The following is a 22,498-nucleotide window of genomic DNA, read 5'->3' on the forward strand; positions in this document are numbered from 1 at the left end:
CCGATCACAAAATAAAACAATACGGGAAGTTTGACCTCCCCGTATTATTTAACTAATAACAGTTTCAATGGAAACTATTAACCTGCAGAGCTTACCTTATGCGTAATGCAGAGTATCCAGCAGTTGCTGATGGTTCTGACCTGTCAGGTAAACGACGCTGTCATTAGCATCCAGCGTGTGGTTATTGTTGTTATCAATAATCACATAAGAGCTGGCATTATCGCCGGTACCGCCAAACACCACTGACGCCACACCCACTTTAGCCGTCAGTGCGTTGCTGCTACCAAGGCCGAGGATACCGCCCAACAGGCCAATAACGCCGTTGGTCAGGCCGCCAACCAGAGTACCCAGCAGCGCATCCAGAGTATCAGAAGCACGGGTGCCGTAATCCGCCACTGCGGTGCCGCTGGTATTACCGGAGATGGTCAAAGCAGAAGCCGCATCAACGATCTTGTCTTTGGTACTGTCAAAGTCGGTAATGGTAACACCGGCCTGAGTGGTACTGGACTTCAGTTGATAGGTATTCACACCATTGCCACCGGCCAGGGTGGTGTTACCCAGAACGTTGAAGCTGTCAGCCGCACCGGTCCCTTCTACAGTCAGTTGATAACCGTTCAGGCCCAGCGTGTTCAACAGTGGGGTCAGCAACGCTGTAGTTACCGCACTCAATGGCAGGATGTTCAGCAGTTGAACGATAATACCGTCACCGGTACCGGCATGGTTTGAATCAAGATTCAGACCGGCGGTATTGGTGGATGCGTTAACATCACGCACATTACTGAATCCGCTGCCCAGCGTTAAATTCAGAGCATGATCGCCAGTAACGTTTATGTTCTGAACCTGCGCGTTGGTACCAGCCAATGAGATGATATTGCTAAACGAGCCCGTACCGCCAGACGCAATATTCACCGTACCTAATGCCGTCCCCAACAACGCACTGCTGCTACTGGTCAGACTGATAGCGCCAGCATTGACGTTTGAAGAACTTACTGCATCGAAATTGATATTGAAGTGGTCGGTCGCATTCTGAACAAAAGTGAAGCCCAGGGTGCTTGCAGATGTTGCATCGCCCTTCACTTCCAGTTGTGCAGCGTTACCGCCCGCAACGTTAATGACACTGGCATTGGTTAAGCCAGAGATCACAAAACCTTGAGAGCCCAGGTTAGTTGCTGCTGCGCCTTGAGTTACCGTGCCCCCAGTAGTCCCTTCAACTGTCGCCGTCCCGTTGGTTAAACCAAAATCAAAGACGTGCGTCGGTGTGGTTACGCTGGTAGTGGTTGGTGAACCGATCAATGGCGTGGTAATCAGGGTACCAACAGATTTGCCGATAAATCCTGTCAGATCAATCTTCTCGAAATTCGAGAAGTTATTAGCATTACTGGTGACAACGCTGCTACGAATGCCCAGGGCGTTTTGGTTAGTCACAACAGACTTGGTGATAAAGTTGGCGGAGATAGAGTCAATACCTGACCCACCATCGGCTTTAATGGTGGTCGCTACCGTGTTAGCGCCGTTTGATACCCCATTACCCGCCCACTTCAGGCTATCGTTACCCGCACCAAGGTTAAACTGACCGGTACCAGTGGCAATATTGGCGGTTGAAGTAACAACCACTGCATCCGCACCCGAGCTAGCGTTCAAAATGATATTGCCGTTGTTGACGGTAATGCCTACGCCCGGGTTAACGCCATTGTCTGACAGATTAACCGTTGCTGCACTAGTGCCGTTAATAGTCAGGTTCGCCAGGTGGTCGGCGAACTTCAGGTTAACGACGCTGGCAGAGTTAGCGTTCAGCTGAACATTCTGTAGCACCGCGGTTTCTGCATTGCTGATCTGATGTGAGAGCCCGTTATTTATCGTTCCAGTTGCGTTACCCCCAGCAGCTGTCGTCGTTAGTACTGCGGTTGTTTTATATAGCAGGCTAGTACCAATTGCATACTCAAATGCATGTTGCTCGGTCACACTAGCCACATCGCTAGCCGTCGATGTACGTAAATCATTAATAATGGCAGAAGTAATTGCCATTTTATTCGGCAACGCACGATACAACGCTAGATCAGCAGCGCTGGGTGCAGAACCATAAACTCCTTGATACACATAAGTAATGAATGCATCACCCGTTAAATTAGCGCCTTTCTGCTGAAATTCAGGGGAACTAATGAGTGACTGCACCAGAGATTGAAATGTTTTCCCTGGCTGAAGTAAATAGCTAGTCCAATAATTCAAACCATTCGAATCAGCAGATCGATTGGCAACCGCAAGATAAACTGATGCAACTTGCTCTTGAGAAGGCAACGCTACACTCCACTGATTCCATGCTGTTGTCCCATAATTATTAAAGAGCATTGAATCTAGGTGATTTTCGAACGATGACTGAGCAGCAAGCGTTGCACTATCAAATGTCTTATTGTTTAATAATAAATCAATAACATTGTAGACTGCGCCACTTAAGGTTGTTCCGGTTAAATAACCTTGAAGAGTGGTATCTGACGGAGCAGAACCAAAAACTTTTGTATAGATAGTTCTCAGAATTTGTAAGTCTGATTGCGCGCCGTACAGGGCTTGACCCGCAGTTGATGAAATTAGCCCTCCGATATAATCTTGCTGCGTTAATTGCCCTGTGCGGATTTGCCCGGCAACGGCATCAAATGCAGTAGGCCCCGTAAAAGTATCATTACCTAACACTGCATAAAGTATAGCTGCCACTTCTTTCTGGTAAAGCAGTACTTGAGAAGCCATAATCATATCCTCAAAATTTCAAATTGAAATTCAATCGCAAACCTAAATAAATATGAACTAGACGTGACATTAATCGCAGCATAAAAAAACATGCGATCCATGTCATGGTAAGAAAAGTCCAAAAGACTGAACCTGTCAACGCTGCCGAGCACAATAATAAACAAAAAGATAAAAAAGAATAAAAATCTAAAAATAATTACCTTGGCAAAATTTAAAACCAAGAAAGACAAGTGTAATATCGCCATTTGAAACAACAATAGTTGATTACACTAAAAATCAATATTTCCTTATAAAACATGATTTTATGCATTTTTTTAATGAGTAGTGGATGAAAAATACTAGTTACAATTGAAATAGTTTCATTAGTTATCATGCGGCATTGAAAATGCATGCTCACAGCGCCAATTGTGCACGCTATATCACTTGACTAAGATACTTGGATCGAGGAGGATTAGTATCTTAGAAATGATATATTAAAAAGATAATAGACAACAACATGATATACGTGAATGCCAGATTTTTAACGCAGGAGATAACTGGAGTACAAAGATTTGCAGAGATGATTTCTTTGGAACTAAGCAAGAAATATGATGATATTATCTTTGTTTGTCCTAAAGGAATATTAAGGGAAGCGATTGCAAAAAAACTAAAAGTTAAAACAATAGGTATATGTCAAGGGCATTTTTGGGAGCAAATTGAACTCCCCATTTTCTTAAAAAAGATCGGCTCCCCATTACTGATAAATCTAGGAAGCACCGGACCTATTTTTTATCAGAATAAAATAATCACGCACCATGATATAAATTATTTAAGATACCCTCAAAGTTATTCAAAATCGTTTATTTTGTTTTATAAATCATTCATACCTATGATGATTAAAACATCAAAACACCTATTGACTGTCAGTGAATTTTCAAAAAAAGAAATAACAGATACCTATCATTTTTCTACTGAGAAAACATCCGTCATATATAATGCAACCGGGAATCATTTTTCACCAAAAGAAAAAACCGATTCTGATATATATTTCCTAGCAGTTGCTTCGAAAAATTATCATAAAAATCATCATGGCATGATAGATGCTTTTTGTGATTTTAAAAGAAATAACACTATTAATAAGAAAGTGACATTAAAAATAATTGGTTATTCTTTAAATCCATTCTCAAATGAAGGAAGTGAAATGGGAAATAACATGGAAGGTATAGAATATTTGGGTCGAGTCAGTGATAAAGAGCTAATAAAACTGTATCAAAATGCTTATGCGTTTATTTTTCCTTCTTTTTATGAAGGTTTTGGAATCCCTCCTTTAGAAGCACAGGCATGTGGCTGTCCTGTTTTGGCATCAAACCAAGCGTCAATACCGGAGATATTGGGAAATAGCGCTCTATATTTTAACCCATTTGACAAATCAGAAATGACACAAGTAATGATAAATATAATAGAAAATGAGGAATTGAGGAACAGATTAATAAAGGAAGGAAGCGAAAATGTAAATCGCTTCTCATGGGAAGAGTCAGCAAAAAAACTGAACTTATTGGCAAGAACTCTAACTAAAAATTAGCTAAAAATATAATCTAATCACTACGAATATTTTTTGACAATGATACCTGCCCCATAACCATACCAATGAGCATCCAGTAATAGGGCCGCAAAAAGTTTGATTCTATGAATAATGCAAGCATTGCAACTATAAGTGAACATACTAAAATACGAGCATTACGTTCATCACTGCTTATTTTCTTCAACATATTAAAGTGAAAAAACAACCAAATAGCTAACGCAATCCAACCACAACTGGCCGCTATTTCAAAATATATATTAACCGCCTCATTAGCTAAAGGTGAGTAATATGCCGGAATTTCTACAAACTTTGGGAAATAATTATCAGAGGTAAACTCTTTGAAGGCGCCAATCCCAACTCCCCAGAACGTATGCATCGCAGTATCAAAAGTCAATTGTGCTCGGGGCCATCTATTTCCCGTTCTTTCTAGGATAGCATCAAAAAAACTATCCGCATTTGCAATTTTCTGGAAAGTAGTCGACAACAAATCATTATAATTATTCGAATACCATGATAAAAGAAGCCAGGACGCGATAAATACTAAAAACATTATAATTGTTTTTTTTATTTTACCCTCTCCATATAATGAAACAATAATTGCAGTTAGCATTCCTACCAATATCATATTTGCACTTTTTGTGGTATATAGAGCAACAAGTAACAATATTAAATCAATGTAAGATGTATTTTTAGTGGAACTTTCTTGTTTTATTCCATTTTTTAATAAATCACAAAATACTATAACGATAAATGGAATTAAGGCGATGGCAAAATACGATGGTTCATAATAAAGGACCTGAGCTCGGAATTGCATACCAGAAAAATATAAAACCCCTCCGATAACGATCTGAAACCGATATGAATCTCTTATTCCAAAAATAGCCTCACTTCTATTTGTTACGACAAGGTGTTTATAAACTACTGAGATTGAGAAATAATTAAAAAGTATCCAAAACAAATAACCTATCGATTTTTCTGGGTTATGAGAGAAAAAAACTGAAGGGATACAAGCCACAGAAAAAAAGAAAACGTATAGGAACCAAACATCAACAGATTTATTTTTGTAAACTATATAAACACCATAAAAAAACAATGGCACAAGTGATATTCTCACCCCAAAAATCTGTATAACATCTACGCCAATCAACAGTGTCGCAATGAAAGAAACTAACCAGCATCTATTTGTTTTCATTTAAATTTGGCCAGAGCACTTTACATTTTAGAGTAAATAATAAAGTATGTATTATTATTTATTATAAAGATAAACCATGAACCGTTATCTAGAGTATTTCATAGAGAAAATATCATAATTAATTTTGATCAATTTAAATCCCATCCAGTCATTATTGAATGACAAGCGCAAAAGAGCGATGAAATGTAAAAACACCATCGCCGATAAGAGCATAAGCAGAAAATAAAAAATATAATTAATATATCAATCTCTTAGAATCAGAAAATTGTTCCCACTTCTCATTAATGTACATTTTCATTTGCGTCTGAAAACGTTCATTAGAAAAGCGAACAGCATTTTCACGGCAATGTAGAGGGGATATTTGTTCTGCTAAATTCTCGAAATCATTAATTGCTTTAATAATATCAACTACATTTTGATTCTCAAAAAATAACCCTGTCGGATTATCAACGCCAAAAGGCCTTACAGTTTCTAATGACCCACCTTTGCCAAAAGCAATAACTGGTGTACCGCATGCCTGTGCTTCAACAGGAGTTATACCAAAATCTTCTTCTGCCGCAAAAACGAATGCTTTAGCTTTTTGCATGTGCTCTTGCATGACATGATTTGGTTGATATCCAAGAATCTCGACATTTTTCGTTGCTTTGGACTTTATTTTGCTCATTTCTGAGCCATCACCAATGACTACAAGCTTTCTATCTGGCATTTGGCTAAAAGCCTCTACAATAAGATCTATTCGCTTATAAGGAACCATTCTTGATGCGGTGAAATAATAGTTATCTTTATTCTCATTAAGTGTGAATCTATCAACGTCTACTGGAGGATAAATAACATCTGCGGTCCGGCCGTATACTTTTTTAATACGTCTTGCAATAAACTGAGAATTAGCAACAAAATGATCGACTCCATTAGCAGTACGATAATCCCACATTCTAATTTTATGAAGTAACCAGCGAGCAGCCTGCGCTTTAAGGCCTTTGTTCAAGCCAGCTTCACGTAAGTATTGATGCTGTAAATCCCATGCATATCTAATTGGTGAATGAACATAACTTATATGCAACTGATCTGGTCCGGTAAGAACACCTTTGGCAACTGCGTGGCTACTTGATAAAATAATATCATGCTTTGAAACATCTAATTGCTCAATCGCTAATGGCATTAAGGGTAAATAATTTTGATACTTGGATCTGGATTTTGGAAGTTTTTGGATAAAAGTAGTTTTTGCTTTTTTATTCCCAAAAAGCGTCCTATTTTCATCAGACAAAAAATCGACTACCGAATACAGATCAGATTCGGGAAAGATACTAATAAACTCAGCAATAACCTTTTCTGCCCCAGCGTATGTTACCAACCAATCAGCCACAAGCCCAACACTTAAATCGCGAGACATATCGATACCTTATATATAAATATAGCACTAATTATCGAATAAAAACAAATTCGATTACAATAAAAATAAATTTAAATACTACCTATTGGAATCAATCTTCTAGAGTATAGCCCCAATGAATATCTGTCACGGAATTATTAAATTCTCAACTTACTGCTACATCCTTAAATTATTAGGGAATTAAAAATAATTAACAGCTACTAAATGCACATATAAACTTAGCGTAATGATTTTGATATGAAATATCTGAGGCCAACAATACACATCTAAAAACAAGTAATTAAGACAACTCCCTGTAGTATTAATATTACAGGGAGGTAAGCGTTAATGTAACATTCTTAATTATCACATGCCGTTTTCTACCCACGGCTTTAGGCAATCCAGTAGTAAAAAACTCATAAGCCTTTATTAAAAACTTATATTCCAATATGTTTAAACTAATTTAATGTTGGATTTAGATAAATGAACTACATTTTTCAATTAACTTTTTAGAGTACTCTAAATGCAACTGCTTATTAGTAATATCACTATTTAACCCTATTTTTTCGCCATTGATATCAAAATTAATGGTTGAGTTAGCATTTGCATCTACATCAATTCTGTTAAAGAAATCAAAAAGACCATCAAATCTACAATTATCTATTTTGTTTTTAAAACCGCCATTAACAAATATAACTGGAGTTCCCATAGCTAAACAAGGTAATGCAGTATGAATTCGCGATGTAACCACAAGCTTGGCATTGGCCAGACGTTTAAGAAAATCATCAGCCAACTTGAAGCCCTCATTAGCGGAAACGTAAGGTATTATCTGAGTTTCAAATTTAGCATTTTTAATTAACTCAGGAGTGAAGTATTTTTTTATTACTTTATTCCGATGAGAGAACTCAAATGCACGTCCATTAAGAATACGTTTTCCAAACCTTAATGGTTGCCGAATTAATTCAGATAAGGTCATTGAGTCATACATAACATCAATAAAATAAACGTCGTCAGTAATATTATCACGCTTATATGTTTGACCAAGAGTTAAAGTCATACAACCTGAATAGTATGCATCAATACCTTTTGAAATTAAAAGGTCTCTTGTATAGAAATCTCGACAACCAATTGGTTGGAATTTCTTAAAGTGAGCAATGGATTCGGGAGTAAATATTTTATCAACAATTGTCGAGTTAATATGTATGGATACATAGAGAGGTTCTATGTCATTAGAAGGAGGAAAATTCTCAGGGATATCCATATACCAGGCATTCATTATCATTTTCATAGGATCACCATGATATGTGTTCATATGATCCCGAGGAATAAAAGCATCTACTGATGGAATAAATTGTTTTGCCGCAGTACTTTGAACATAATCACCTAAGTTGATCCAGTTTCTTTTAACATAAATATCGCTTTCATATGTCAACACACTATATTTAAAACTCATTATTCCCACCTTTAAGGATATCAACTATAGATAATTTAAAATCGTTTTCTTAACAAATGAAAAATTTTTTTTCTTTCCGCAGCGCTTAAAACAACAAGAAAGAACATAACCATAACAAAAATTAAATTTAATGAAATTAGTGAAAGTAACCCTATAAATCCGTCATTAAAAAAGCATTTTATATAACGGCTGAATAATATTGAAAGAAATGCTACCGAGGCCAATTTTGGAAAATCTATAAATATAAACTTTTTTGCACTTATATTAATAGCTTTGCTGACATATAGCACCCTGAAAATTAACAAGAAAAATGCACAAAAAACCCTTGCGGAAACTGCCGTATATATAGAAAACCCCATGTAATATAATATAAATGTCAATAGCAAAGAAGACATCATAATTATCGAAACAAAAAACTGATAATTCCTTAATTTCCCAACAGCATATATTGCCGTGACATATGGTCCAGATAATGAATCGACCAATATATAAATAATAACTATTTTTACCAAATCCACTAAATAAGGTGGCACCTGATTTAACCACAATCCAATAATAAAAGAAGCATCTACAAAAGCCGGCACTGCTGATATCATAATAACAAACGCAGTCAATTTATAAGAGAGTGATAGTAATTGTTCAACTTCGCCACTATTTCCGACAGAATATTGTTTTATTATTTGTGGATTTATTGCCGTCTGTAAGGTGCCAATAACCCTGTTAAATGCGATTAAAACTTGTTCAGACAACCAAATTGAACCGTTCGCGACTACACCGACAAAATAGTAAGTTAGTAAAGCAGTTCCTTGAGATACACCAACCACACTCAAAGAACCTATCATTGACCAACTTGAGAAAGAAAATATCTCTTTGAGTAACAATCCATTTTCTTTTAACCTTATATTGATTTTACAAATAGATATTTTCGAGATGCAAATTACAGCATAAACTAAAAAAACAAAAATATAGCCTATTAACAAGAACAAAGCATAGCTCACTATCTTGTTATTAAAACCAATAAAGGTGAAGAGAAAGACCATTAACCATCGTTGAAATGCATCAAAAATGCCTATTTTTGCAAACAAGTCCATTTTTTCACAGGCAATGAGTGATGCCATAAATGGAGTTTGCATTATCTGGAATAATAATGAAACAACAGATATCTGATATACCCAAAAAACATCATCTAGTCTTTCTGTCGGCACTTTTAGTTTGTGCAGTAGGAACCACAGCCCCACTGTTTCAGCTAAAATAAGTATTAAAAAACATATAATCAGATGAACAACGATACTGGCATTAAATACATCATTTGTCCATTTATCATCCTTCCTTCCAATCCCTACAGATAAGAAACGTTGTGTAGCGAGAGCGGAAACGTTTTGTATGAAGGAAAATAGGACAATTATACTGCCTACAACACTGTATAAACCAAAATCGTATACCCCCAAAGCCTCTAACACCATTCTTGATGTATAAAATGTCACAAACATTATTAATAACATTCGGCCAAACAACATAAAAGTGTTTTTTGCCATTAGCTTTTTATCGACCACTTGAATATCTCACGGTAATAATAAGTCTATTAATTGTTATACTTAAAAAACACTGAATTTAGCATCTAATTAGTAACCCAATACTTTCTTAGCTTGTCGCAATTTAACGATAAACTGTTTATCCGAGTCCGGTTTTGAGTTATCCCACTCAATATCGATAGAATCATCTCCGCGAGAAATATTTACCTTCACAAGACCATCAACTGACTCGTTAATTACTTTTACTGTTGCATATTTTATTAAATTGCCAAACTCTTTCAAATACAATGCTGATGGTTTAGGTTTTTCATCAATACCTAATAGACCAAAGTGATGTTCCCTATTGAAATAACTTTTCCCATCATCTATGAAGTCGTACCACCACACTCCTTTAATATAACTTCTAGATTTTGAAAGTAATGAGTATTTTAGCGTGTCAACCCCAGCCTTTTCTGGATCAAACCCGCCACCGGCATAAGTAGTCGGATATCCTACCTCTGTTATATATAATGGAACATCCTTCCCTGCAATCTTTTTTAGTTCTTCTTCAAACTTATCTATTTCAATTAAATTTCCTTCAGGCTTCTGTAATGGACTCCCCTGAAATTGAAACGAATAAGGATGAATAGATATAGCATCTACATATTTCAATAAACCAGCGTTAATCAAATTATATATCCATTGCCTTTCTCGAGATTTTAGTGGGTTAATAGAACCGGTCATAACCACCGCATTCTTATCAAGATTTTTTACTGCAGAAGAAGTTGACTTTACTAAAGAGATAAAAACATCATCTCCAGGTCTTCCTATTTTTTTATTACCTACCCCTGTTCCAGCTAACCATTCATTCCATATTTCATAATATTTTACTCGACCGTTGTAGCGTTTAACTACCCAGGATGCATAATTAGCAAAACCCTGAATCTCCTTGTCATTTGATGGATATCCGTTCTTAGTATATAAACCATTACCATAGCTAAGGATGAGAATCATTGATAACTCACTGGTGGTACTAGCACTGGTAAAAGCACTATCAGTCTTTGTTATTATTTTGGGTATCGCATAAACTTTGGGCATTTTCTCTATTTGCTGCCAAGAAACCTCATCGCGTAAAGATGAAAACCCATAGCTTTTCGCTAGTTTAATGTAATAATCATAACTATTAGGATAGAAAGCTAAGTGGGTACCAACACCAAGCTCAAATGAATAACTTTTGAATGTAAAGCATCCAAATAAAAGTATCACATAGAAAACATTAATCGCTATTCTCATAACCTCTCCGATATACTATTTACGATTATTAAATAATTTACAGAGGCATGCTATTAATTATAGAAGTGGCTCAATTGCATTCTCAACTTTCTCAATCGTTTTTTTCCATGTATATATACTTGATCTTTGTAACCCTGCGTTAATCAACTGCTGCTTATATGCGACATCATTTATAACCATTTCAATTGCTGATGTAATTTCCCCAATATCTTCAGGATTAACTAAGCATGCGGCATCTCCAGATATTTCTTTTAAAGATGTTGAGTTAGATGTAATAACTGGGGTACCACAAGCCATAGCTTCTATAACAGGAAGCCCAAACCCCTCATAAAGAGATGGGAATAAAAGTAACTCAGCTCCTTTATAAACACTAGCTAGATCGGTACTACTTAAATGCCCCATAAATAATACTCTTTCGTTGGCACCTTGATGTTCGATAATATCCTTTAAGCTTGATGATACGCTACCATTAAAAACAATTTTAATGCCTCTTGATATATTGGCATTTAAGAAAGCTTGCAGTGCTCGCTCTTCATTTTTATGTGGTTTCCGATTTCCCACAATAAATACATAAGGATAGCCAGGGCAAAATGGTTCAATGTCAATATTGAATTCTTCTGAGACACCATTCCCTACAACATTTATTTTTTCAGCAGGGATTTTGGCCCATTCGATTATTCTTTGTTTTGAAAAATCAGATACAGTTAATATTTTAGCACAACGCTTGCACGCACGTTTCAAAACAAAGTTATAATAGTATCTTTTCAAGAATGAACTATTGTAGGTTAAGTCAATATGATTTAAGTCATGTACTGTTATAACAGTTCTTTTTAAATAGAAAAGTGGTGCGTTATATCCTGGAGAAAAATATAACCCTCTTATTTTTGATAGTGCCGCGGTCAATTTAAATACGTCATACTTATCAGCGGGATTACCATGAAGCGGAATATCTATTAAATTTAATTTTGATTTCTTTATCTCCATGGCAAAACGTCCTATACCATGGCTACCACACCAACGCCAGTCGTAATAAATATCCTTCATGCTAATTCCTTTATATCATTTTCATGAGTTACTTCAGATGTACTATAAACAGATATCAGATATGCTAATACAAAAATCATTGGGAACAAATAGAAGCCAATAAGACCAGCGCAAGAAATTAAGAATACAACCATAATGATTAAGCAATGGCAATAAAATGAGGAGTCCCTAAATGAACGAGGGAACTTGAATAGAAGAAATATAAATAACGAAGCAAAAATTGCCACACCTGCTGCACCAACAAATCCATATAGCGCATAATACGTGCTCTCGACTAAATAGGCTTCTTCCCCACCCTTACCAAATATAGAATATAAAGTATATGAGTTCATATCATTCATAAGGTAACTAATCTGTTGCTGTCTTAGCTCGATAGAACTTGTGTCTGAACCCAATAAAAAACCATTTACCTTATCAACAAAGAGGAAGCCAAAGGCTCCCATATCCATATACCAATAGTTATATACATAAAAACCAAGAACACAGAAAACACCAGTAAATAAAACGGGGAGTACTTTATAAATTCCTTTAAGAAAAACAGTGCTACATAAGAAAAGAACAAACAACATAACGTATCCTGAAGCTGTATTCTGCATCAATAGAACAATTAGAAAGATCGATACACACAGAGATTTTATTATTTTTGATTTTATAAAATAGATTGAAAAAATAATTGCCACAATAAGAATAAGGCTATCCATAGTCGGGTATCCTATTGATAGTCGCCCCCCCCAATTTCGCTGAGTCAATTGAGAACTTAACCCTGAAAAAATGAAGAAAAAAGTTAGACCACAATAAAACAGTGCAAATTTTATATATGTTTTAGGTATTTTGTAGAAAATTGATGGGTAGTTGCATCTGAGTAGATAAAGTGCATTCATCAAGCAATAGAAAGATAGAAGCTTTATCCATACACTCCAACCGCCAAAAGAGAGAGTCCCACGTGTTGCTCCCGAAATGGCATACTTTGTTGTGACAAAACTCACTAACACTAAAAAAAGCACAAAGAAATTACATACAAGAATAAATCGACTATTTATGTTTATTTTTCTTTTATATGAAATTATAAATAATAAAAAGAACAATAAGACAGCTCCAATCTCTTTGACATAAGATATCGGATTATCCGGTAAAAAAGTATCTCTTAATCCATCTAAAGTAGCAAATGCGAGCAAAACGGTAACCAGTATTTTGATTATTTTTTTCATCTGATGACCACCCATACTCTTAGTTTTTTATTATTCATTAACTTATCCTACACAATAATTTTTCATTCTAGCACAGCAAAAGCTGTAGCTTAGTTGTTGCAATACTCCTCAATTTTTTTGCGTAGATTGACTACCTTGCCTTCATGGCTAACACCTATAACTTCATATAGAGATTTTTTTTCCAAATAATCTGCCATGCCATCCCTCGCAGGGGCGATTACCGGAACATTCCTTTTTAAAGCCTCTAACATAATTAGAGGTACTCCCTCAAAATTTGAAGGTATCAATATCAAATCTATATCGTTCGAATAATCCCATACGTTGTTTTTCCATCCCAGAAATCTAACGGTAATGTTATCAGGTAATGTTTGTGTGATATTTTTTAACTTTTCTAAATCAGGACCATCACCTATAATAACGAGTTCGATTTTTTGCTTCATATTTTTCAATGCTTCAACTAGCAAATCTTGTCCTTTTTGTCTAAAATAGACACGGCCAGCCATTAATAATTTAACTCCATCGACATTCCTTTCGAAGAAATACCCCTTACCTCGTACTTGTTTAACTGGCGGCTCTGGTACAAAATTCCTGATGACTTTTACAACAGCGTTTTTATTTTTATAAATAATTTCCTTTTTAAAACAATGAGAAATTGTTATGTAGCGCTGACAATTCCTATACAAGATAGCTGAAAGTAAATTTTTCACTTTTGAAAACTTGCTACCCATAACATCAAAATCATGCGCATAAGGGATGTAACTGACTATAGGAAACCTAATCAACCTTGCTGCATTGATAAATCCAGAACCCAATTCAATGTCGCCCTGAACAATCACTATTTCATCTGATGTTTTTTTTAATTCCATTAATAGCCTTAGAGAATCAAAAATAAATTTAGGATTAACAAAGCTCTGAATTGACTCCATTCTTCTATGATTTACTTCATGCAAAGAGAACTCTATATTATTTTTTGTAAATATATCTCTAAGCTTATCATTGTTTCTTGGTATATAACATGAGATAAGGAATCCCTTTTTAATGAATTTCCTTATATGCTCTATCGCCATTAACTCATGGCCACCAACAATAGAAGCAGAGAAAACAACAGCTATTTTTTTACGTTTCAATATAATACCTCAAGAATGCAAGATAAGTCCCTTCATCTTTGCTAATATGCGTATTTGATAAAATCAATATGCTCCATCACGTTTCAAGACGACATTAATTGTCTTAAATAAAATTGCGATATCATTCCATAAAGACCAATTTTTCACATACCACGCATCAAAATAAACCCGAGTATCATAGTCAACATCATTTCTCCCACTAACCTGCCACAACCCCGTCATTCCCGGCTTTGCCATGAGGTAATAATCAACGTCCCCCGCATACCTCTCCAATTCTTTTTCAATTATTGGACGTGGCCCAACCAAACTCATTTCCCCCCTCAACACATTGAATAACTGAGGGAGTTCATCCAAACTAGTTTTACGAATAAACTTTCCAATTTTTGTTATTCGTGGGTCATTCTTTAATTTAAAATCTTTATTCCATTCTGCTTGAGCATCATTGTCACTTTCTAGTAGCGTCTTGAGCACTTCTTGAGAGTTAACAACCATCGATCTGAATTTTAGACATTTAAATTTTTTACCATCGCGACCAATACGTTCATGACCATAAATAGCATTTCCTCCATCCTTCGAGACTAAATAAACCAATATAACTAATACAGGGGACAACATAACGATGATAGCTGACGCACCAATAATATCAAAACAGCGCTTAACAAAACGTGAAGTTCTTTTTGCTAAATTATTACTTACACGTAGTATCATCACTTCATGACTAAAGATGAACGACATATCTGTACCATACAGTGGAACCCCTCTCAATGTAGGTATAACTGATATTGAACGACAGTGGTGCTTTGCAAGCTTTTTCAACCATTGGTCACGTAGAGCATGCTGTTCAAATTCAAGAGCAACTATAAATTGAGTTGTTTCAGGATCACATTGTGCCCAAAGTTCTTTCTCATCACTAATGATTGGTTTCCCTAGTAACTCTTTTTCACTCGTTTTACTACTTGAGAAGAAAGCGCAGATTGCAAATCCTAAAACTTCTTCACTCTGCAATGCTGCATAGGCATCACAAGCATTCTTTCCTGTTCCAATAATTATCGTATGCTTTTGCCATAAACCAAATTTGTTCAACAAACGCTTGGTTATAGCTCGTGCAAGTGGGACTAATAGTAAAGTTAGCATCCACGTAAGAACCCATACATATCGTGAAAACTGCCACTTAGAGAATGCTACAATGGCCAGGTCACACACGGCAAATATTAAGATAGTACGAAATATTTCTTTTAATTCAAACCAAAAAGGTTTCCTATATGTATAGTGTCGGAGTCTGATCCAAAACCAACCAACACATACTATTGCTAATGTAATATGAGTTATTATACGAGCTGACACCTCAGAACTGGGAATAAACTCATTGACATCGCCGCCAAATAGACCAACTAAATACATTGCAAAAAACAAAGATACCGTAAAGAAAACAAAATCCGAGAGAGCCAAAGTAAGCTTTATAAAGTTAGTTCTTTTTGAGTAAGCTAGAGCACTCATATAATTACCTTTGATTTGAATTACTGTTAATCCGGTCTAATAAGCCCAACGAAAAGAAAATGCTTTTAACATAATAATAAATTCGGAAATGGCACAACCTAAACTTTAGTAAAATTAGATATGCTAATTTTAATTTTATTCTAAAATTTATTGAAGTAGAATTATTTCTCACATAAAGCATTGAGAGTTCCAACATATGATGTAATGGCTACAGAGCGTTCCTTAGCTCCGTAGCCTTCACTAATCATAATCTAGTCTTTAGATTTATAACTGTAATCATAGTAATCATAGCCATAGCTATAATAGTTAGAGGCCTTTTTCATCACAGCATTTAGTATCACACCTTTAATATCAATGCCATTTTGCTCAAAGCGTCTTATACTGACTTCAACTTCTTTTGGGCTATTCAGTTCAAAACGAGCAACCATTAATGCTGTGCCCGCATGCTTTCCAATTATCGCCGCATCTGTTACTGCTAATATTGGAGGAGTATCAACTAAGACAAAATCATAGTTTTCTGACGCCCACTTTATAACCTCAGAAAAACGGCTATGCATCAGTAACTCAGATGGATTCGGCGGTATCTGACCTCGAGGCATAAAATCAAAATTCTCAAACGCAGTTTTTTTGATTGTTGCTGCTACATTTATTTTTCCTGATAATACATCAGATAGACCATTTTTGCCATCCAGACCAATTAGCTCGTGTGCATACCCTTTTCGCATGTCGCTATCAATAAACAGTACTTTTTTCCCCGTTTGAGAAATGACAGCAGCTAAGTTGGCTGAAATAAATGTTTTACCGATCCCTGGGCTAGCTCCCGAAATCATTAAAACATTATTTTTAGCTTCCATCATTGCAAAGTGTAAACTAGTTCTTAGGCTACGTATTGCTTCTATTGCAAGGTCAGCAGGATTACCAAAGGCAAGAAGCAAATTTGAATCTGCATTTTTCTTTTTGTTTTTTGAGCGGAATTCAAAGTCTTTCTTCTGCTGCCATTCCGAAAGTGGCACACTAGAATAAACATTTATTCCCAATTCTTCTAATTGTTCAGGACTTTCTATTCCCCTGTGTAGGAATGCCCGCAATAACACATATCCTATAGATGCAGCTGCGCCTAGAATAATGCTAAGTAAAAGCGCTATTGCTTTACGTGGTTTTACTGGTTTTACTTGTGTTATTGCCTGATCAATTATACGAACATTACCTACGGTACTAGCCTTCGATATATTCAATTCCTGCTCTTTGTTCAGTAATTGCATATATACTTCTTGGCCAGACTGTACATCACGACTTAAGCGTAATATTTCTTGCTGTGTATTCGGCATTGCGCTTACACGTTTATTCAACTTGTCTCGTTCATCTTCTAAAGTCTTACGTTTCTCAAGTAATGCTCTATATGAAGGATGCACTTTTGTATAAAGCTTAGAAATCTCAGCTTCTTTAAATGTCAACTCATTGAGCTGTGTATCTACTGAAACAATCGAATCCAATACAGATTTGGCTTCTAGCGATAAGTCTACAGAATCATTTTTTTGCCTAAATTTATTAAGCTTTTCCTCAGCAACATCAAGAGATTCTCTTATCTTAGGAAGCTGATCATTTAAAAATCCTAAACTCTTCGCATCTTCTTCTGATTTTCTCTCAACATTTTGCTCTAGATAATTTTTCGCGATTGAGTTTAATATTTCTTTGATAAGTACAGGGTTCTCACCAGTCATACTCAGGCCTAAAACCCCAGTATTCTTGCCTTTATCTCCAACATCAAATTTATCGAGGAGATCATTTATTGCTGCTAACTCACTTATTTTTGAAACTTTAAAGCTTGTTCCCTTTTTAGCTTGAATTTCGTTTACTAAAATTACAAGCTGGCCTTTTTTAATTAGTTCCCCACTTTTTCCTGATGCTATTTCAGCACCATCTTTTTTTATGCTAAAAGTACCATCCCCATTCGACGTTACAACAATTGAGGGGTCATCAATCCAATCATTTGGGATTTCTAATTTCGTAATCGAAATTTCCCCTGGTTTATCTTTTACAAGCCGAGAATAACCCTTTCCAAATACTGGAAAGTATTCTTGCGCGATAACTATACGTAAGTTTAAGTCTTCGACTGTTTTACTCAAGATCATTCTTGATCTTAATAATTCAATCTCAGGGGCCGACTCCGGTTGGTTATTAGGCAAAATTTGACTAATATTATTTAGCAAAGAATTACCCGCATTTTGCTCAACCTGCACCATAGCATCCGCTCGATAAATCGGAGTGGCAAATAGGCAGTATAGTATACCTAAAGTTAAGAATAATGCTGTAACACCAATGATCAACCAGCGGTTATCAACCAATTCACCGAGCAGACGTCCTAAGTCGACGTCATCTGATTTATCATTTCCCGAATTAATTACTTTATTTTTCTCTGACATTGGTAGTCCTGACTGATTATCGGCTTAAGGCTTTCACCCATTGCAAGGATGATTCTTCAAGGAGGCGATATACAAACTCAAAGGCTTCACGACTTTGACGAAAAGGATCGGCAATTTCTCGCTTGTTCTGCCAATGCCCAAAAAGCATTGTTTTTCCTCTGACTTCAGGAGCTAGCCGGCAGACCGCATCTATATGCTCCTTTTCCATAACCAAAATTAAGTCATATTCACGGCACATTGAAGCTGTAAGTTGCTTACCTTGATGGCCTTCAAGCGAAAGGCCATGTTCATTTGCAACTTCTGTTGCCCTAGTATCTGCAGGTTTGCCAACCAAAGCTCCCAGCCCCGCTGAACTGATCTTTCTATCAGGTAAGCCTTTTCTCAATAAACGTTCCCCAGTAGGGGAACGGCATATATTGCCGACACATACTACTAAAATAGAATCAAACATGCTGCATACCATCCTACGGCCAATTACGGACACGTAATGAACCTTCGGTTAAGTTATTAAACCCTGTGATTGTAGGCACAAGCTGACTTATAACCCGGTTCCAACGCACAACTGGTGCTGTCGTTACATAAACAATATCGTATGGCTGGAGGTGGAATTCAGTCCCCATAACCATAGCAGCGGCATCAGATGCATTTAACTGGTAAATATTAGCCAGTTTTTTATCTTCTGTACCATGTAGCGGACGAATGACAAATACACCTGTTGCATCCGAGAAACTTTGATCCATTCCTTCAGCATTGCCTAAAGCTTCTGTCAAAGTCATACCACTACGATCCATCTTCAACGTGGTCTGCTTCTTAACTTCACCCATCACGAAAACTTTCAAATCATCATTACGTGGAACATATAGAATATCTCCTGGATAGAGCAGATGATTTTGCATCAGATCACCACGTTGCATCAAAGCCTGTAAAGAGATACGTTGCTCTCTGCCGTTATGAGTCAATACTACATTGCGCCAGTCAGCATTCTCTGCAAGCCCGCCCGCAGCATTGATGGCATCCATGACAGTTAAAGGTACGTTTGTGATTGCTTGTTTACCCGAAGTTGTAACTTCACCTGTCACATAAACCTTCTGAGAACGAAACGCTGCAATGCTAACATCGACCTGTGGACTTTCTATATATTGCGCTAAGCGGCTGGATATTTCATTTCGAACCTGTGCCATTGTTTTACCCGCAACCTTCACTTTACCAATGTACGGGTAGAAAATTGTGCCATCTGAGTTAACCCAGTTACCGGTATCACTGGCACTGCGGTACTGACCAGCTGGTGTAGTTAACTCCGGATGATCCCACACTGTCACCATCAGCACATCACCTACGCCAATGCGATATTCATAATTCTGCAATTCACGCTCAAGCGAGGAATTCGGTTGGGCAACCACAGGTTTAGGGCGCATTTTTTCAACAAGGCTTGGTGTCATTGGATAAATATTCACCAACTTATCAATGTCAAAATCGCTATCCTGTTGTTTGACAACATCTTTGCCACTGGTTGAAAGGTGAGATCCCGGCACCATCGTACAACCGCTAATCACACTAATTGATACCAAAAGAGGTATCAGTTTCCATTGTTTTTTTGCCATCGAGTTATCATCACTATCAAAGTAAGAATGTTTGCGGTGCTAAGTCCCGTGTCACCACGCTAAATGCGGCACTCAGCAAAATGATTTGTCAACTACTCAAGCGGGTATAGAAAATTCGCACTCATTGTGCAAGCATTGAATTCATACCTGCTACTATAAAAGTTACGTCAAGGGTATTATTGCATAATAATTAAAAAAAAGAGTATGGCTATCTAAACTCATTTCAGCCAAACAAAGCAAAAGGCCACGTCAGAATTGCTCTGAGGTAGCCATAGAATTTTCGTGATTAGCGTTACAATGAGAGTTGGTCAGCCCACTCTCGAAACGCCTTACCCTGTGTAGGGTGACGTAAGCCATAGGTGACAAATGCCCGCAGATAACCCATCTTCTCGCCACAGTTGAAAGACTCACCTACCAGCTCCATCGCCTCGACCGGTTGGTGTTTCAACAGTTCAGCAATGGCATCTGTAAGCTGAATTCTTCCCCAAGCGCCTGGCTCTGTTTTCTCCAACAGTGGCCAAATATCCGCGGACAAAACATAGCGCCCTACTGCGGAATAATTGGACTTCAGTTGCAGCTCGCGACCTGGCTTCTCGATAATAGAAGTCATCCGCGAGCTCTCACCCGGCTGTAAGCTGTTAGTCTCACATTCAACAACGGAGTAATCATGCAGCACATGCTCATCAGCTGCCTGAACCAGCACCTGACTCAGGCCTGTCTGTTCAAAGCGGGCAATCATATGCGGAAGGTTGTCTTTTTTCAGATTGGCTTTTGCGTCATCAAGTAAGACATCGGGAAGTAAAACGACAAAAGGCGAATCACCTACCAAGGGTTTGGCACAAAGTACCGCATGCCCTAACCCTTTTGGTTGACCTTGACGAATATGCATCAGTGTTACACCTTTTGGTGTAATCGACTGTACCTCGTCCAGCAACTGACGTTTTACACGCGCTTCAAGCATCGCTTCCAGTTCGAATGAGGTATCGAAATGGTTTTCAATCGCATTTTTAGAAGAGTGCGTCACCAAAATAATTTCTTTGATTCCTGCCGCAACACACTCATTGACAATATATTGAATCAATGGCTTATCGACGATCGGCAACATTTCCTTGGGAATAGCCTTGGTTGCAGGCAGCATACGCATACCCAACCCTGCAACAGGAATGACAGCTTTCAACTTGGTCATGGTAATCCTCTTTCAATATTATGATCGTCTTTTCAGCCGCAACTCTTACTTGCCGTTCAACGTCTGCTTTAACCACTGGGTAAAGCCTTCGCCTTCCGAGGTGTGACGCAGACCATACTGCACGAATGCCTTCATATAACCCAACTTATCACCACAGTCGTGTGATTTGCCGCTCATGTGGAAAGCCTCTACGGTTTCCTGCTCCATCAATGCCGCAATGGCATCGGTCAGCTGAATTTCATCACCGGCGCCCGGTAAGGTTTTTTCCAGTAGCGGCCAGATATCGGCCGACAGAACATAACGCCCCACTACCGCCAAGTTAGAAGGCGCATCTTCAAGCGCTGGCTTTTCAACGACCGCCGTCATCGGGGTACTCTCACCTGCAGATAACGTTGCACCACCGCAATCGACAACCCCGTATTTCGAGACGTCTTGCTCCGGTACCGGTTCCACCATGATCTGGCTAAAACCAGTCTCCGTAAAACGTTCGATCATCTTGGCCAGGTTTTCTTTACGCAGGTCTGCTGTGGAATCATCCAACAATACGTCAGGCAGCAAAACGACAAATGGCTCATCACCCACCATAGGTTTGGCACATAACACCGCGTGACCTAAACCTTTTGCCTGACCCTGGCGCACTTGCATAACCGTCACGTCGGCTGGGCAGATGGTCTGCACTTCTTCCAGTAACTGACGCTTTACGCGGGATTCCAAAACGGCCTCGAGCTCAAAAGAGGTATCGAAGTGGTTTTCAATCGCATTTTTTGAGGAGTGGGTGACCAGCACAATGTCTTTGATCCCGGCAGCCACACACTCGTTAACAATGTACTGAATCAGTGGTTTATCGACCACCGGCAACATTTCTTTAGGAATAGCTTTTGTCGCCGGCAACATACGGGTTCCCAGGCCAGCTACGGGGATCACAGCCTTCAGTCTCTTTTGCATGTTTTTTTATCCACAATCAAATAACTATAACGCAGCTGAACTCAGCCTATCCCGAGACGCTTATGAAATCTGGCTCAACGTGGTTTAGCCACGCTACCGCCCCTGGCTTTCAGCTACCAATGCACTGTCATCGTTCTCTTATGTCGGCGTTGTATGGGCGTCCGGCGACTAATCGCATTTTAATGTAAGTTAAGGATCCTGCTCTTTTGTTAAGCGATAGACAGATCACAGAAAAGACAAAATAAATACACCCTTATAACCAAACGATGATACTTGTAAATGTTTATATGGCTAAGATTCTTATACTATTGCCTTATCGATACAAGCCTAAGATACCCGTTAAGTACCC

General features: G+C 37.7%; 16 protein-coding genes. 1 reads left to right on the forward strand and 15 read right to left on the reverse strand.

Annotated features, from left to right (window positions below; translation table 11 throughout):
- Positions 1 to 96: 96 nt before the first annotated feature.
- On the reverse strand, positions 97 to 2,739 hold the full coding sequence (locus AC1RKC_RS05760; RefSeq protein WP_256813924.1) for a beta strand repeat-containing protein: 2,643 nt from the start codon (positions 2,737 to 2,739) through the stop codon (positions 97 to 99).
- A gap of 496 nt (positions 2,740 to 3,235) precedes the next feature.
- Here AC1RKC_RS05760 and AC1RKC_RS05765 point away from each other — a divergent pair, with 496 nt between their 5' ends.
- Positions 3,236 to 4,300, forward strand: coding sequence for a glycosyltransferase family 4 protein (locus tag AC1RKC_RS05765; protein ID WP_256813923.1), 1,065 nt, complete (start codon positions 3,236 to 3,238; stop codon positions 4,298 to 4,300).
- A 13-nt stretch (positions 4,301 to 4,313) separates the two neighbouring features.
- Here the strand turns inward: AC1RKC_RS05765 and AC1RKC_RS05770 are convergent, their stop codons facing one another.
- From AC1RKC_RS05770 to galU, 14 genes are all read right to left on the reverse strand, one after another.
- Positions 4,314 to 5,492, reverse strand: a complete 1,179-nt coding sequence (locus tag AC1RKC_RS05770) for an O-antigen ligase family protein (protein WP_493091913.1) — start codon at positions 5,490 to 5,492, stop codon at positions 4,314 to 4,316.
- Positions 5,493 to 5,727: 235 nt separating this feature from the next.
- Positions 5,728 to 6,882 carry a glycosyltransferase family 4 protein gene (locus tag AC1RKC_RS05775; protein ID WP_197820422.1) on the reverse strand — a complete coding sequence of 385 codons (1,155 nt, stop codon included), beginning with the start codon at positions 6,880 to 6,882 and terminating at the stop codon, positions 5,728 to 5,730.
- 454 nt (positions 6,883 to 7,336) lie between these two features.
- The gene (locus tag AC1RKC_RS05780; protein ID WP_493091911.1) at positions 7,337 to 8,314 is read right to left on the reverse strand and encodes a polysaccharide pyruvyl transferase family protein; all 978 of its coding nucleotides are present in this window, start codon (positions 8,312 to 8,314) and stop codon (positions 7,337 to 7,339) included.
- A gap of 35 nt (positions 8,315 to 8,349) precedes the next feature.
- Positions 8,350 to 9,867 (reverse strand): MATE family efflux transporter, encoded by a 1,518-nt coding sequence (locus AC1RKC_RS05785; protein ID WP_197820418.1) that lies wholly within the window; start codon positions 9,865 to 9,867, stop codon positions 8,350 to 8,352.
- A 69-nt stretch (positions 9,868 to 9,936) separates the two neighbouring features.
- Positions 9,937 to 11,118, reverse strand: a complete 1,182-nt coding sequence (locus AC1RKC_RS05790) for a cellulase family glycosylhydrolase (RefSeq protein ID WP_197820417.1) — start codon at positions 11,116 to 11,118, stop codon at positions 9,937 to 9,939.
- 57 nt (positions 11,119 to 11,175) lie between these two features.
- Positions 11,176 to 12,162, reverse strand: coding sequence for a glycosyltransferase family 4 protein (locus AC1RKC_RS05795; protein ID WP_197820415.1), 987 nt, complete (start codon positions 12,160 to 12,162; stop codon positions 11,176 to 11,178).
- Positions 12,159 to 13,370 carry a hypothetical protein gene (locus AC1RKC_RS05800; RefSeq protein WP_197820413.1) on the reverse strand — a complete coding sequence of 404 codons (1,212 nt, stop codon included), beginning with the start codon at positions 13,368 to 13,370 and terminating at the stop codon, positions 12,159 to 12,161. Before AC1RKC_RS05800 ends, AC1RKC_RS05795 begins: the two co-directional genes overlap by 4 nt.
- 89 nt (positions 13,371 to 13,459) lie before the next feature.
- Positions 13,460 to 14,497 carry a glycosyltransferase family 4 protein gene (locus AC1RKC_RS05805; protein ID WP_256813918.1) on the reverse strand — a complete coding sequence of 346 codons (1,038 nt, stop codon included), beginning with the start codon at positions 14,495 to 14,497 and terminating at the stop codon, positions 13,460 to 13,462.
- Between the two features lie 63 nt (positions 14,498 to 14,560).
- Positions 14,561 to 15,994 carry an undecaprenyl-phosphate galactose phosphotransferase WbaP gene (gene wbaP, locus AC1RKC_RS05810; RefSeq protein WP_197820409.1) on the reverse strand — a complete coding sequence of 478 codons (1,434 nt, stop codon included), beginning with the start codon at positions 15,992 to 15,994 and terminating at the stop codon, positions 14,561 to 14,563.
- 251 nt (positions 15,995 to 16,245) lie between these two features.
- The gene (wzc, locus tag AC1RKC_RS05815; RefSeq protein WP_197820407.1) at positions 16,246 to 18,417 is read right to left on the reverse strand and encodes a tyrosine-protein kinase Wzc; all 2,172 of its coding nucleotides are present in this window, start codon (positions 18,415 to 18,417) and stop codon (positions 16,246 to 16,248) included.
- 16 nt (positions 18,418 to 18,433) lie between these two features.
- The gene (locus AC1RKC_RS05820; protein WP_197820405.1) at positions 18,434 to 18,868 is read right to left on the reverse strand and encodes an arsenate reductase/protein-tyrosine-phosphatase family protein; all 435 of its coding nucleotides are present in this window, start codon (positions 18,866 to 18,868) and stop codon (positions 18,434 to 18,436) included.
- Positions 18,869 to 18,881: 13 nt separating this feature from the next.
- Entirely contained in the window at positions 18,882 to 20,018 is a 1,137-nt protein-coding gene (locus AC1RKC_RS05825) for a polysaccharide export protein (RefSeq protein ID WP_256813916.1), read from the reverse strand.
- Between the two features lie 292 nt (positions 20,019 to 20,310).
- Positions 20,311 to 21,204 carry a UTP--glucose-1-phosphate uridylyltransferase gene (locus AC1RKC_RS05830; protein ID WP_048761698.1) on the reverse strand — a complete coding sequence of 298 codons (894 nt, stop codon included), beginning with the start codon at positions 21,202 to 21,204 and terminating at the stop codon, positions 20,311 to 20,313.
- Between the two features lie 45 nt (positions 21,205 to 21,249).
- Positions 21,250 to 22,149 (reverse strand): UTP--glucose-1-phosphate uridylyltransferase GalU, encoded by a 900-nt coding sequence (gene galU, locus AC1RKC_RS05835; RefSeq protein ID WP_420283182.1) that lies wholly within the window; start codon positions 22,147 to 22,149, stop codon positions 21,250 to 21,252.
- Positions 22,150 to 22,498 lie beyond the last annotated feature (349 nt).

It is taken from the genome of Serratia sp. GW822-FHT06E05 (assembly GCF_058799445.1).